The following is a 12785-nucleotide window of genomic DNA, read 5'->3' on the forward strand; positions in this document are numbered from 1 at the left end:
GCATGACGAACACCGCCGTTCCCAGTCAGCCCCGTACCAACGCAGACAACGCAGGACGCCGCTGCCCCGACGACCTGTGGGCGCTGGGCGAGAAAGCCGTCGCCCGAGCACGCCGGTGGGCTGACGAGTCGGCATCCGAGCCAGTACCGCGCTCAGCCAAGCTCCTTTCCCGCATCCTCTCCGACCCCGAGGGCCTGACCTTCACCACCCGCTTCGTCGACGACGTCGTGCGTCCCACCGACCTCGACGTCGCCAGCACCGCCCTCAAGCGCCTGTCGGCAGGGCGCACCGACTTCCTGCCGCCCGCCCTGGCCGGAGCCATGGGGCTGGGATCGGCCGCCTCCCGCCTCGCCCCGCGCACCGTCACCGCGGTCGCCCGGCGAGTCTTCCGGGAGATCGTCGGCGACCTCGTCGTCGACGCCACCGACAAGGGACTCGGGCCCGCCCTCGCCCGCCTGCGCAAGGGCGGCAACCGCCTCAACGTCAACCTCCTGGGTGAGGCCGTCCTGGGGGAGAAGGAGGCCTCCCGCCGACTGGCCGAGGTCTCCCGGCTGGTCACCCGCGAGGACGTCGACTACGTCTCGGTCAAGGTCTCCGCCGTCACCGGCCCCCACAACCCCTGGGGCTTCGAGGAGGTCGTCGCCCACGGCGTCCAGGCCCTCCTGCCCCTCTACCGCCTGGCCCGCGACCACGGCACCTTCCTCAACCTGGACATGGAGGACTACAAGGATCTCGACCTGACCATCGCGGTCTTCACCGCGATCCTCGACCAGGAGGACATGCGCGGCTACGAGGCCGGTATCGTCCTGCAGGCATACCTGCCCGACTCCCTGGGCGCCATGCAGCGCCTCCAGGAGTGGGCTGCCAAGCGTGTCGCCTCCGGTGGCTCACGCGTCAAGGTCCGCATCGTCAAGGGCGCCAACCTGTCCATGGAGAAGGTCGACGCCGAGATCCACGGCTGGGAGCTGACCACCTGGCCCTCCAAGCAGGCCACCGACACCAACTACAAGCGCATGCTCTCCTGGGCGATGACGCCCGAGCGCACCCGCAACATCCGCCTGGGCGTGGCCGGCCAGAACCTCTTCGACATCGCCTTCGCCTTCGAGCTGCGCGCCGCACGCGGCGTCGAGGACAGCGTCGAGTTCGAGATGCTCTCCGGCATGGCCACCGGCATCCAGGAGGTCGTGCGCCGCGACACCGGACACCTCCTGCTGTACGTGCCCGTCGTCGACCCCCATGAGTTCGACGTCGCCATCTCCTACCTGGTGCGCCGCCTGGAGGAGAACGCGGCGCCGGAGAACTTCATGTCCGGCGTCTTCGACCTGGCCGGCAACGAGCAGATCTTCGCCCGCGAGCGCGACCGCTTCCTGGCGGCCCTGTCCGACCTCGACCCGGACGCCCCGGTGCCGGTGCCCAACCGCACCCAGAACCGGCTCGCCGAGCGGGAGGCGGGCATCCCTGAGGAGACCGGCACGGTCGCCGAGCGCGCCAGGAGGTCCTTCGTCTCCGAGGCCGACTCCGACCCGGCCCTGGCCGCCAACCGCCAGTGGGCCCGGGACATCGCTGCCGCCATCCCGGGATCCACGCGGGGCGTGGCCGAGGTGGAGGCCGGCGCCGCCCGCCTGGCCACGAACGCCGACGTCGACTCCCTGGTGGCCTCAACGGCCGAGGCAGCCGTTGTCTGGCAGTCCCTGGACCCAGCCGAGCGGGCCGCCGCCCTGCACCGTGTCGGCGATGTCCTGGCCGCCCGGCGCGCCGAGCTCATCGAGGTCGCCGGCTCCGAGGCCGGCAAGACCATCGACCAGTCCGACCCCGAGGTCAGTGAGGCCATCGACTTCTGCCACCACTACGCGGAGTCCTCGCTGCTCCTGCACGACCCGGAGTACCTGGTCGGGGCCCGCTTCGCCCCGGTGGACGTCACCGTGGTCGCCTCGCCCTGGAACTTCCCTGTGGCCATCCCCACCGGGGGAGTGGCCGCGGCCCTGGCGGCCGGCAGCGCCGTCATCCTCAAGCCCGCCCCGCCGGCCCGACGCTGCGCGGCCGAGCTCGTGCGCGCCTTCCACGACGCCGGGATCCCCGAGGACCTCGTGGTGCTCGCCCCGCTGGAGGACGGAGAGGTCTCACGCCACCTGGTGACCCACAAGGACGTCGACCGCGTGGTCCTCACCGGCTCCTACGACACGGCCCGCCTCTTCCGCTCCTGGAAGCCGGACATGCACCTGCTGGGGGAGACCAGCGGCAAGAACGCCATCATCGTCACCCCCTCGGCCGACCCCGACATCGCCGTGCGCGACGCCGTCTACTCGGCCTTCGCCCACGCCGGCCAGAAGTGCTCGGCCTCCTCCCTGCTGGTCCTGGTCTCCTCGGCCGGAAACTCCGAGCGCATCGCCCGCCAGCTCGTGGACGCCACCGCCTCCCTGAGGGTGCGCCTGCCGCTGTCACTGGACTCCCAGATGGGGCCCGTCGTCGTGCCCGACGACGAGAAGGCCGTGCGCGGCCTGACCACCCTGGGGGTCGGTGAGCACTGGGTCCTCAAGCCCCGCTACCTCGGTGACGGCCTGTGGACCCCGGGGATCCGCGCCGGGGTCGTGCCCGGCAGCGAGTTCCACCTCACCGAGTACTTCGCGCCCGTTATCGGCGTCATGCGGGTCGACACGCTCGAGGAGGCCATCGAGGCGGTCAACGCCGTCGACTACGGGCTCACCTCCGGGCTCCAGACCCTCGACGCGGCCGAGCTGGCCGTCTGGCTCGACTCGATCCAGGCCGGCAACATCTACGTCAACCGCGGTATCACCGGGGCCATCGTGCGCCGCCAGCCCTTCGGTGGCTGGAAGCGCTCGGCCATCGGCTCGACGACGAAGGCCGGCGGCCCCTCCTACCTGCTGGGACTGGGGGACATCGAGCCCGCAGACGGCCAGGACGTGAAGGAGCCGGCCGGCCAGGGCACCGCGGCGCTGGACCCGCGCGTGGCGAGCCTGTGCGACGCCGTCAGCGGCCAGCTGAGCGAGGTCGACCTGGCCGGGCTGCGCCGCGCCCTGGTGGCCGACGCCTCCGCCTGGCGGACCGCCTACGGCGTCAACCGCGATGTCACGGCACTGGCCTGCGAGCGCAACGTCCTGCGCTACCGGCCCACTGACGTGCTCGTGCGCGCCGGGGCGGGAACCGAGCTGGCCGACGTGACGCGCGTCATGGCTGCAGGTGTGCGGGCTGGTGGGTTCGTCAGCCTGTCGGTCGCGGACCGTCTGCCCCAGCCGCTGCAGAACGCGCTGCAGGCCGCCGGCGTCCAGGTCGCGGTCGAGGACCAGGGAGCCTGGGACGCCCGCCTGGCCGAGCTCTCCGCCTCCGGCGGACTGGGAACGCGCGTGCGTATCCTCGGCCCGCGTGAGGAGACCTCCGCGGCCCGCTGGAGCCACGCCAGCCGGGTGACCGGCGGGAGCCCCGACATCGCCCTGTACACGGGGGCCGTGACTGCCTGCCCGCACTCCGAGCTGCTGCCCTTCCTGCGTGAGCAGGCTGTGGCCATCACCAACCACCGCTTTGGCACCCCGCTGGACCTGGCCGAGGGCCTCCTGTAGGGCGGTCTGCACCAGGGCGACGACACGTAGTCGAACCGAGTAATCGGGTGGTGCCCTCCCCATCTGGGGGAGGGCACCACCCGATTTCGAGTTGCCTGATGAGCCTCGTCGCTCCCTTGCCCCTGATGATGCTACCCGAGTAGCATGCAGGTATGAAGTTAAGTGTGAGTTTGTCGGAGAGTGACCTCATTCTGCTGGACCGATGCGTGGAGCGCGACGGTCTGGCGTCGAGGTCTGCTGGTATTCAGAATGCCATCCGTCTGCTCGGAAAAGCTGATCTTCAGGATGCTTACGCTGAGGCCTGGTCCTCCTGGGATGCCTCTGATGATGCAGCCGTCTGGGATAGTGCGGTCGCTGACGGGATCGATGGAGGTGAGGATGTTACGAGGTGAAATCCGCCTTGTCGATTTCGAGCATTCTGTTGGCAGTGAGGCGAACAAGCGTCGACCTGCGCTCATAGTGAGTAATGACCATGCCAATGCGGCGGCCGCGCGCCTTGGTCGTGGTGTGGTGACAGTGGTCCCATTGACCAGCTCAACCTCGCGAGTTCTTCCCTTTCAGGTCTTCCTCCCCTCGGAGGCGACCGGCTTGCCCAAGGACTCCAAGGCTCAGGCGGAGCAAGTTCGATCGATTGCTGTGGAGAGAGTCGGCGAGGTTGTCGGCTGGTTACCCAGTGGCCTGATGAAGATGGTCAATGAGGCTCTGGTCCTGCATCTCTCCTTGTGATGGAGCCTCACGTCAGGCGGGGGAACTCCTCCAGGGAGAAGACCGACTCCACGGGCACGTCGAAGTAGCGGGCGATGCGCAGGGCCAGGTGCAGCGAGGGGGCGTACTCCCCGCGCTCGAGGTAGCCCACCGTCTGGTAGTGGACGCCGAGGGCCTCGGCCAGCTCACGGCGGCTCACTCGCCGGTCGGCGCGTAGGACCGCGATCCGGTTGTGGACGACGTCGTCGGACATGGTCACAGACCGGTCTGGGAACGAATGGTGGACTGCACGCGCGCCAGACTACCGATCGTCTCCTTGCGGAAACTGCGCCGCACGATGAACGAGGATCCCGCGAAGCCGAGAACCGTCCATACCGTCAGGACCCCGACGGCGAGCACTGGTGAGAAGGATCGGCCCACCTCCCACGAGGGGTCCCCCACCAGTGCCCAGCGGGTCAAGTGCCCCGACCAGTACGTCGGCAGCGCCAGCTGAACCGCCTGCAGCCAGGAGGGGAGTCGGTCCATGGGCATGAAGAAACCGCTCGTTCCGATCAGGGCGAACATGGGCAGGTAGGAGGCCATGAAGCTGTAGACGCCGCGGACGAAGGCACCCACGAGGAAGCCCAGTGGGGCCGTCGCAACAGCCGACAGCACCATGAGCGGCAGGCAGGCCAGCACCTGGGGCGCACTCAGGGGCAGTGCCTCAACGAACAGGGCTCCCCCGAGAAGAATGGCGCCCTGGAAGATGAGGGTCTGAGTGACTGAGGACATCGTCTTACCGATGGCCCACGTCAGCGGACCATGGGGCAGGACGCGCACCCGCAGTAGGGCGCCGCCGATACGGTCGACGTAGGTCTCGCTGGCGATCTGGAAGGTGATGAAGCAGCTGATCGTGCCAATGCTGCCGGCGAGGAACATTGGGCCGATATTCGCTTGGGTGTTCCTGCTGACGATCACGAGGGCGCTCACGGAGGTCAGCAATGCGATGCCCGACCCGACAACGCCTGCTCGCAGGTCCAGGGCCGCCTGGCGACGGGCCGCGCGTAGAACTGCCAGAAAGGTGCGAGTGCTCATGACTGGGGCTCCTTGCTGCTGACGAGGGAGAGGTAGGTCTCCTCCAGGGTGGGGCGGGTGATGGTGAGCCCGGTGATGGCGTCGAGGTCGAGCTCCTTGACGAAGCGCTCGGGGCAGTGGGTGGAGTGGACGTGGTGGGTCCCGTCCTGGATCCAGGTGATCTCGGCGCCGCGGTCGAGGCGCTCGCGCAGCGCCGTGACCGTGCCGTCGGCGAGGATCCGTCCCTCGTTCATGATGAGCACCCGAGAGGCCAGGTGCTCGGCCTCGGCCAGGTCGTGGGTGGTCATGACGATGGTGGCGTCGTCGTCGACCCGGGCCAGAATGAGATCGTGCAGTCGCGCCTTGGAGACCGGGTCCAGTCCGGTCGTCGGCTCGTCCAGAACAAGGAGCTCGGGCGCGGCCATGAGGGCGGCCGCGAAGTCAACGGTGCGTCGCTGCCCGCCGGAGAGCCTCGACAACCGGGAGTCGGCCTTCTCGCTGAGGCCGACGGCGTCGAGCACCTCGTCGACGCTGCTCGCCCGGCTCGCTGCCGTCAGCTGGACCGAGCGGATCCACTCCAGCTGGTCCCTCACCTTCCACTTGGCGTGGTCGGTCCAGCTCTGCTGCACCAGCCCGACCCTCGCCCAGAAGTTGGCGCCCGCCCGGCGCGGGTCAGTGCCGAGCACGCGCACCCTGCCGCTGGTCGGGGACAGAGACCCCAGCAGGTTCTCCACGAGGGTCGTCTTACCCACGCCGTTGGGGCCGAGTAGGCAGACGACCTCTCCGGCCTCGACCGACAAGTCGATGCCGCGCAGCACCGGGGTGTCCCCGTAGGAGAACTCGAGGTTCTCCGTGGTGATGACTGGAGCCATCGCACAAACCCTCCTGAGTAGAAGCGCAACTATATGTAGTAGACATACTACATAATGATGTTGGTGTGCGTCGGGATGAGGGGCGTCGTTCGCGGGGGAATCCCTTCATCCTCTGTCTCACACTGCGGTCCCGTACGCCCCTTACCTGACGATGGGTCCTCATCGGGGTAGGGTCTACGGCGTGCGAGCGACTCCAGGCCAGCAGGTGAGCCTCCTGCTTAGTCGCCGCGGCGGGGCCTGACAGGCCGGCACCCCGACCGCGGCTGACTCGTTCTGCTCGGCCACGTTCGCGGCCGCGTTCCTCAGGAGTCAGATGAGTCTTCTGGGAACCGCCGTCGAATCACGAAGCACCTCACCCAGGAGAGTCTTGATGCGTAACGCCCGCCCCGCCCCCCAGCAGCCCTCCGGTATGCCGTTCGCCAAGTACCGGCCCTTCCTCGACGTCGTCTCCATCGACCTGCCCGACCGCACCTGGCCGGACAAGCGCATCGCCGCCGCCCCCCGCTGGCTGAGCACCGACCTGCGCGACGGCAACCAGTCCCTCATCGAGCCCATGGGCCCCCAGGCCAAGCGCGCCATCTTCGACCTGCTCGTGAACATGGGCTTCAAGGAGATCGAGATCGGCTTCCCGGCCGCCTCCCAGACCGACTTCGACTTCGTGCGCTCCCTGGTGGATGACGGCGCGATCCCCGAGGACGTCACCATCTCCGTGCTCACCCAGTCACGCGGCGAGCTCATCGACCGCACCCTGGACGCCTGCGTCGGCATCCCACGGGCCACCGTCCACCTCTACAACGCCCTGTCGCCCCTGTTCCGCAATGTCGTCTTCCGCATGGACCGCGACCAGATCCGCGAGCTCGCCGTCGACGGCACCCGCCAGATCATGGCCCGCGCCGAGAAGGTCCTCGACGAGGACACGATCTTCGGCTATGAGTACTCCCCGGAGATCTTCGTCGACACCGAGCTCGACTACAGCCTCGAGGTCTGCCAGGCCGTCATGGACGTGTGGGAGCCCGAGGAGGACCGCGAGATCATCCTCAACCTGCCCGCCACCGTCGAGCGCGCCACCCCCAACGTCTACGCCGACCAGATCGAGTGGATGAGCCGCCACCTGCCCCGGCGTGAGTCCGTGTGCCTGTCCCTTCACAACCACAACGACCGCGGCTCAGGCGTGGCCGCCGCCGAACTCGGCCTCATGGCCGGAGCCGACCGCGTCGAGGGCTGCCTGTTCGGCCACGGCGAGCGCACCGGCAACGTGGACCTGGTGACCCTGGCCCTCAACCTCTTCAGCCAGGGCGTCGACCCCATGCTCGACCTGTCCGACATCGACGAGGTCCGCCGCACCGTCGAGCGGGCCACCGGCATGGACGTGCCCCCGCGCACCCCCTACGCCGGCGAGCTCGTCTACACCTCCTTCTCCGGCTCCCACCAGGACGCCATCAAGAAGGGCTTCGCGGCGCGCAACACTCAGGTCAGCACCAAGCAGGCCGAGGGGCTGACCGACGCCGAGGCACAGATCGCCGTCCCCTGGGCCATGCCCTACCTGCCCATCGACCCCCACGACGTGGGCCGCTCCTACGAGGCCGTCGTGCGCGTCAACTCCCAGTCCGGCAAGGGCGGGGTCGCCTACCTGCTGGGCACCACCCGCAAGCTCGAGCTGCCCCGCCGCCTCCAGATCGAGTTCTCCCGCATCGTCCAGCGCCACACCGACACCTACGGCGGCGAGGTCGACGGCGACCGCCTGTGGTCGATCTTCGCCGACGAGTACCTGCCCGCCGCGGCCGCCCCCGAGGCCGAGCTCAGTCGCTGGGGCCGCTTCGAGCTGCGTGGGGCCACCCTGACCTCCACCGGTGATGACGAGGACTCCACCCTCACCGTCACCCTCGTCGACGGCGGGGAGGAGAAGCACCTGACCGCCTCCGGTAACGGCCCCCTGGACGCCTTCGTCACCGCCCTGGAGAGCACGGGCCTGAGCGTGCGGATCCTCGACTACGTCGAGCACGCCCTGAGCGAGGGACGCGACGCGAAGGCCGCCAGCTACGTCGAGTGCGAGGTCGACGGCCAGGTCCTGTGGGGTGTGGGCATCGACCCCTCCATCACCACTTCCTCCTTCAAGGCCGTCATCTCCGCCATCAATCGCGCCCTGCGCTGAGAGGGCGTGAGAGACTGCGCCCGTGACGAGCAGGCTGTACCGGGATGAGGCGATCATCCTGCGCACCTACAAGCTGGGCGAGGCCGACCGCATCATCGTGATGCTCACCCGCCATCACGGACAGGTGCGCGCCGTGGCCAAGGGGGTGCGCCGCACCACCTCCCGCTTCGGGGCCCGTCTGGAGCCCTTCTCCATGACCGACGTCCAGCTCCATGCCGGACGCACCCTCGACGTCGTGACCCAGGCAGAGATCATCGACCCCTTCGGCCGGGTTGTCAGCGCCGACTACGCCATGTTCACCTGCGCCTCAACCATGGTGGAGACCGCTGAGCGCCTCAGTGCCGACGACGGTGACCTGGGCACCGAGGCCAGCCCCCAGCAGTACCTGCTGCTGGCCGGGGCCCTGGCCGCCATGTCCCACCGGCGCCACGCCCCCGGACTCATCCTGGACTCCTACCTGCTGCGGGCCCTGGCCCTGGGGGGCTGGGCGCCCTCGTGCTACGACTGCGCCCTGTGCGGCGCCCCCGGACCCCACCGGGCCTTCCACATCCAGGCCGGTGGCGCGGTGTGCGAGTCCTGCCGCTCGGCCGGCGCCGTCGAGGTCGAGCCGGCCACGATGGCGCTCCTGGGCGCCCTGCTCTCCGGCGACTGGGCCGTGGCCGACGCCTCCGGCCAGCGCGAGCGCTCCCAGGCCTCCGGACTCGTCTCGGCCTACACGACCTGGTACCTGGAGCGGCGCCTGCGCTCCCTCGCACTGGTGGAAAGGGCATAACCATGACAGACGTCGCCAGAGACATGACGGTCGAGGCCGCCCCGCCCTTGCACCGGCCCGGCCTGACCCCACCCGTGCTGCCGGCCGCCTCCCTGCCCCAGCACGTCGCCGTCGTCATGGACGGCAACGGACGCTGGGCCAACGCCCGCGGCCTGCCCCGCACCGAGGGCCACCGAGTGGGGGAGGCCAATATGCTCGACGTCGCCGCCGGCGCCATCGAGATCGGCGTCAAAGAGCTGAGCGTCTACGCCTTCTCCACCGAGAACTGGCGGCGCTCACCCGGCGAGGTCCGCTTCATCATGGGCTTCGCCCGCAAGGTCCTGCGCGTCCAGCGCGATGTCCTCAACTCCTGGAACGTCAGGTTGCGCTGGATCGGACGCACTCCGCGCCTGTGGAAGTCCGTCCTGCACGAGCTGCGTGAGGCCGAGCGCGTCACCGCGCACAACACGGGCCTCACCCTCAACCTGTGCATCAACTACGGCGGGCGGGCCGAGATCGCCGACGCCACCCGAGCCATCGCCGAGGACGTCGCCGCCGGCCGCCTCAAGGCCTCCTCCATCAACGAGAAGACCATCCAGCGTTACCTCTACTCACCCACCATGCGGGACGTGGACCTGTTCATCCGCACCGGAGACGAGCAGCGCACCTCCAACTTCCTCATGTGGTCCTCCTCCTACGCCGAGCTCTACTTCTCGCCCCTGGCCTGGCCCGACTTCAACCGCACCGAGCTGTGGAAGGCCTGCGAGGCCTACGCCGGACGCGAGCGCCGCTACGGCGGGGCCGTGGACAAGGTGCTGCACGAGGAACCCGCCGGCGCCGAGGTCCGGGAGGCCGATGAGGCTGACGAGTCACCGCGCCCCGACGGGCAGTAGAGAACTGTCTTGTCTTTCTCCTTCTGAGAAGTGCGAGTGTCATGGCTGTCGGAGGCACTCACTCGGAGGGACTCCGGGGTGGGACGGTTGGCCTGGAGTCGATGGTGGGCCGATGGAAGAGGTCTCACGGGGCGCCAGTGTCCATGACGCTGACATTAGCCCTGCTCAGGCGTCGTAGGCTGAGGGGTAATCCGCAGAATTCCAACGATTTACGCTGGCTGCTTCCATGGCGAAACCGTTGATGTCAGCGCTATGGACACTTGGTTGCTGGTGGGTTCGACTCCGCGGGGTCAGCGCGACACCGGCTCCAGCCCGAGTTGGCTTACTCCACGAGGGTGGGGATCTACTGGCCAAGGGTTGTGCATACTGCACGAACCCCCGACCTACGTGGAGTACCCCCGGCCCTCTTTCAGTGGCTCCCGACCCTCGTTCAGTACACGCCAGGCACCACCCAAGCAACTGCGAAACCCGGCTCGGACACCGGGGCGATCAGACCTGCTCAGTCCTGTGAGGAGTCCTGGGCCGAGCACGTGGCGCACAGGCCGAAGAACTCCGCCGTGTGCTCCATCTGGGTGAAGCCCTGCCGGGCCGAGACCCGCTGAATCCACTCCTCCAGCCCACCGCCGGAAACCTCCACGGTGTAGCCGCAGCGGCGGCACACGATGTGGTGGTGGTGCTCCTGCTCCTCGCAGGCCCGGTAGAGGATCTCGCCCTCGGCGCTGCGCACCTGGTCCACCGCTCCGGACTCCGCCAGCGTCTGCAGGTTGCGGTAGACGGTGGCCAGTCCCACCTTGGTGCCCTCGGCCTCCAGGGCGGCATGGATCTGCTGGGCCGAGCGGAACTCGTCAGTGCGGGCGAGGATGTCGGTGACGGCGGCGCGCTGGCGCGTGGCGCGGGGGCGCTGCGCCGTGCTGCTTGCGCTCATGATCTGCCTCCTGAGGTGATGTGGTGCCGTCGCGAGCGGCTGACGAGCTGCAGCAGTCCGGACAGGAGGGCGACGACGGCGTAGCCCCCCACTAGGAGTACCACGATCATGGCGCCGGGAGAGGCCGCCACCAGGTAGGTGATCGTCAGACCTGACACACAGGCCACCACGCCCAGCCCCATCGCCAGGTACATGGTGCGGGCGAAGGAGTGCGACACGAGCTGGGCGATGGCCACCGGCACGATCATGACCGCCGAGACCAGCAGCGCCCCCACCACTCGCATGGACACCGAGACCGTCAGTGCCGCCACCACTGCGACCAGCACGTTGAGGGCGCCGGTGGGCAGGCCGCAGGCGTGGGCGAACTCCTCGTCGTGGCACAGTGCGAACAGTGGGCCGCGCAGCCCCAGTCCCACCAGGAGCACCAGGGTGGCCAGGGCGATGGTGAACCAGGCGTCGGAGACCGAGACCGTGGAGATCGAGCCGAACAGGTAGGAGTTGAGATTCGTCGTCGTCCCGCCGGCGACGCGAATGAGGATGACGCCCCCGGCGATGCCCCCGTAGAACAGGATCGCCAGGGCCACGTCTCCCCGGGTCCGGCCGTTGGCGCGGATGACCTCGATCATCACGGCTCCCAGCACGCTGATGAGGATCGCCCCGGGGACGGCCCAGGCGTCGTGAGGAGTGACGTTGGCGGCGGCCCCGGCCAGCCAGCCCAGGGCGATGCCGGTCAGGGCGATGTGCCCGATCCCGTCGCCCAGCAGCGCCAGGCCCCGCTGAACCAGGTAGGTGCCCACCACCGGGGCGGCCAGCCCCACCAGGACCGCCACGATGAAGGCCCGCTGGATGAGGGGACTGGCAAGCATGTCGGAGACGAACTCGATCATGGGCGGGTGCTCCTACCGGAATGAGGGCGCGTGTCAGGCAGCCGATGGTCGAGGACGGGGGCGTGGTGGGCCGGAGGGCCGCCGGCGTCCGGGTGGTGGTCGTCGTCGGCGCCGTAGTCGGAGTGTGTGCGGTGCGGGTCGCCCTGGGGCGCGCCGGTCCCGCTGTCGCGCAGATGAGCGACCTCGCCGGCCGGGCCGTCGGCGACGAGCCGGCCGTCCTGCAGGAGGATCGCCCGCTGGACGACGTCGGCGAGCTCACCCATCTCGTGCAGAACCGTCACCAGGGTCAGCTCCTGCGCGCGCAGCCCCTGAAGAATCTCGGCCAGGGACTCGCGGCTGGCGCGGTCGATGCCGGCCAGAGGCTCATCGAGGATGAGCAGCTCGGGGGAGCGGACCAGGGCCCGGGCGATGAGGACCCGCTGGGCCTGCCCGCCGGAGAAGACCTGGACGTGGTCCGCGGCCCGGTGGGCCAGCCCGACGGCGTCCAGGGCGGCCATGGCCTTGCGTTTGGCGGCCCGGCCCCGATCGGCCCAAGGCCGGCGCGGCCCCAGGAGCCCGGAGCGCACCACCTCCAAGGCGGTGGCCGGGACGCCGGAGCCGGCACCGATCCGCTGGGGGACGTAGCCGACCCGCTCCCAGGGGACCCTGTGCCGGCGCGAGGTGGGGGTGCCCAGGAGCTCGATGCTGCCGCCGGACAGGGGCACCAGGCCCAGAACGGCCTTGACGAGGGTGGACTTGCCCGAGCCGTTGGCGCCCAGGATCGCCACGGACTCGCCGCCGCCCACGGCCAGGCTCACGTCGTCCAGGATGAGGGAGGAGCCCAGGACGACGCTGAGCTCACGGACCTTGATGGCGAGCGCGGACGACGCCGCCCGGGGGGAACCGGACGGCGTCGACACAGACGCTGGTGAAGGTGGAGATGATGAGGTCATACGGTTGCGATCATGCCAATCTGAGGGGGCGTCATCTGCT

12 protein-coding genes are annotated in these 12785 nt (G+C 69.3%); 6 read left to right on the top strand and 6 right to left on the bottom strand.

Translation table 11 applies throughout. The features are described 5' to 3' along the window. Positions 1-2 precede the first annotated feature (2 nt). From JJJ14_RS05425 to JJJ14_RS05435, 3 genes are all read left to right on the top strand, one after another. Positions 3-3575 carry a proline dehydrogenase family protein gene (locus JJJ14_RS05425; protein ID WP_201444898.1) on the top strand — a complete coding sequence of 1191 codons (3573 nt, stop codon included), beginning with the start codon at positions 3-5 and terminating at the stop codon, positions 3573-3575. A 152-nt stretch (positions 3576-3727) separates the two neighbouring features. Beyond that, positions 3728-3967: an antitoxin gene (locus JJJ14_RS05430; RefSeq protein WP_201444899.1), complete on the top strand. Its 240-nt coding sequence runs from the start codon at positions 3728-3730 to the stop codon at positions 3965-3967. Beyond that, the gene (locus JJJ14_RS05435; protein ID WP_201444900.1) at positions 3954-4301 is read left to right on the top strand and encodes a type II toxin-antitoxin system PemK/MazF family toxin; all 348 of its coding nucleotides are present in this window, start codon (positions 3954-3956) and stop codon (positions 4299-4301) included. Before JJJ14_RS05430 ends, JJJ14_RS05435 begins: the two co-directional genes overlap by 14 nt. Before the next feature lie 7 nt (positions 4302-4308). Here JJJ14_RS05435 and JJJ14_RS05440 read toward each other — a convergent pair whose 3' ends face one another. The 3 genes from JJJ14_RS05440 to JJJ14_RS05450 are packed head-to-tail and all read right to left on the bottom strand — an operon-like array spanning position 4309 to position 6205. Beyond that, the gene (locus JJJ14_RS05440; RefSeq protein ID WP_020991564.1) at positions 4309-4533 is read right to left on the bottom strand and encodes a helix-turn-helix transcriptional regulator; all 225 of its coding nucleotides are present in this window, start codon (positions 4531-4533) and stop codon (positions 4309-4311) included. Positions 4534-4535: 2 nt separating this feature from the next. Beyond that, the gene (locus JJJ14_RS05445) at positions 4536-5354 is read right to left on the bottom strand and encodes an ABC transporter permease (RefSeq protein ID WP_201444901.1); all 819 of its coding nucleotides are present in this window, start codon (positions 5352-5354) and stop codon (positions 4536-4538) included. Next, positions 5351-6205: an ABC transporter ATP-binding protein gene (locus JJJ14_RS05450; RefSeq protein ID WP_201444902.1), complete on the bottom strand. Its 855-nt coding sequence runs from the start codon at positions 6203-6205 to the stop codon at positions 5351-5353. The genes JJJ14_RS05445 and JJJ14_RS05450 overlap by 4 nt, the downstream gene beginning before the upstream one ends. Positions 6206-6575: 370 nt before the next feature. On the opposite strand from JJJ14_RS05450, the gene leuA reads away from it, so the two are divergent. Genes leuA through uppS form a run of 3 tightly spaced genes read left to right on the top strand, consistent with a single transcriptional unit; the run spans position 6576 to position 10001 of the window. Beyond that, entirely contained in the window at positions 6576-8357 is a 1782-nt protein-coding gene (leuA, locus tag JJJ14_RS05455; RefSeq protein ID WP_201444903.1) for a 2-isopropylmalate synthase, read from the top strand. Between the two features lie 22 nt (positions 8358-8379). After that, positions 8380-9129, top strand: coding sequence for a DNA repair protein RecO (recO, locus tag JJJ14_RS05460; protein WP_004565085.1), 750 nt, complete (start codon positions 8380-8382; stop codon positions 9127-9129). A 2-nt stretch (positions 9130-9131) separates the two neighbouring features. Then, positions 9132-10001, top strand: a complete 870-nt coding sequence (gene uppS / locus JJJ14_RS05465; RefSeq protein WP_201444904.1) for a polyprenyl diphosphate synthase — start codon at positions 9132-9134, stop codon at positions 9999-10001. 499 nt (positions 10002-10500) lie between these two features. On the opposite strand, the gene JJJ14_RS05470 is transcribed toward uppS, so the two are convergent. The 3 genes from JJJ14_RS05470 to JJJ14_RS05480 are packed head-to-tail and all read right to left on the bottom strand — an operon-like array spanning position 10501 to position 12745. Beyond that, positions 10501-10926, bottom strand: coding sequence for a Fur family transcriptional regulator (locus tag JJJ14_RS05470; protein ID WP_101558301.1), 426 nt, complete (start codon positions 10924-10926; stop codon positions 10501-10503). Further along, positions 10923-11813 carry a metal ABC transporter permease gene (locus tag JJJ14_RS05475; RefSeq protein WP_004565082.1) on the bottom strand — a complete coding sequence of 297 codons (891 nt, stop codon included), beginning with the start codon at positions 11811-11813 and terminating at the stop codon, positions 10923-10925. The genes JJJ14_RS05470 and JJJ14_RS05475 overlap by 4 nt, the downstream gene beginning before the upstream one ends. Then, entirely contained in the window at positions 11810-12745 is a 936-nt protein-coding gene (locus JJJ14_RS05480) for a metal ABC transporter ATP-binding protein (RefSeq protein ID WP_201444906.1), read from the bottom strand. Before JJJ14_RS05480 ends, JJJ14_RS05475 begins: the two co-directional genes overlap by 4 nt. Positions 12746-12785 lie beyond the last annotated feature (40 nt).

This window comes from Actinomyces sp. HMT 175 (genome assembly GCF_016694895.1).
Lineage (GTDB): Bacteria > Actinomycetota > Actinomycetes > Actinomycetales > Actinomycetaceae > Actinomyces > Actinomyces oris.

Bases quoted from the DNA above. Each gene is read 5' to 3' on its own strand.
- JJJ14_RS05450 (WP_201444902.1), bottom strand. From the start codon at position 6,205: ATGGCTCCAGTCATCACCACGGAGAACCTCGAGTTCTCCTACGGGGAC.
- JJJ14_RS05430 (WP_201444899.1), top strand. From the start codon at position 3,728: ATGAAGTTAAGTGTGAGTTTGTCGGAGAGTGACCTCATTCTGCTGGAC.
- JJJ14_RS05480 (WP_201444906.1), bottom strand. From the start codon at position 12,745: ATGACCTCATCATCTCCACCTTCACCAGCGTCTGTGTCGACGCCGTCC.
- JJJ14_RS05440 (WP_020991564.1), bottom strand. From the start codon at position 4,533: ATGTCCGACGACGTCGTCCACAACCGGATCGCGGTCCTACGCGCCGAC.
- JJJ14_RS05445 (WP_201444901.1), bottom strand. From the start codon at position 5,354: ATGAGCACTCGCACCTTTCTGGCAGTTCTACGCGCGGCCCGTCGCCAG.
- JJJ14_RS05435 (WP_201444900.1), top strand. From the start codon at position 3,954: ATGTTACGAGGTGAAATCCGCCTTGTCGATTTCGAGCATTCTGTTGGC.
- leuA (WP_201444903.1), top strand. From the start codon at position 6,576: ATGCGTAACGCCCGCCCCGCCCCCCAGCAGCCCTCCGGTATGCCGTTC.
- JJJ14_RS05425 (WP_201444898.1), top strand. From the start codon at position 3: ATGACGAACACCGCCGTTCCCAGTCAGCCCCGTACCAACGCAGACAAC.
- JJJ14_RS05470 (WP_101558301.1), bottom strand. From the start codon at position 10,926: ATGAGCGCAAGCAGCACGGCGCAGCGCCCCCGCGCCACGCGCCAGCGC.
- uppS (WP_201444904.1), top strand. From the start codon at position 9,132: ATGACAGACGTCGCCAGAGACATGACGGTCGAGGCCGCCCCGCCCTTG.
- JJJ14_RS05475 (WP_004565082.1), bottom strand. From the start codon at position 11,813: ATGATCGAGTTCGTCTCCGACATGCTTGCCAGTCCCCTCATCCAGCGG.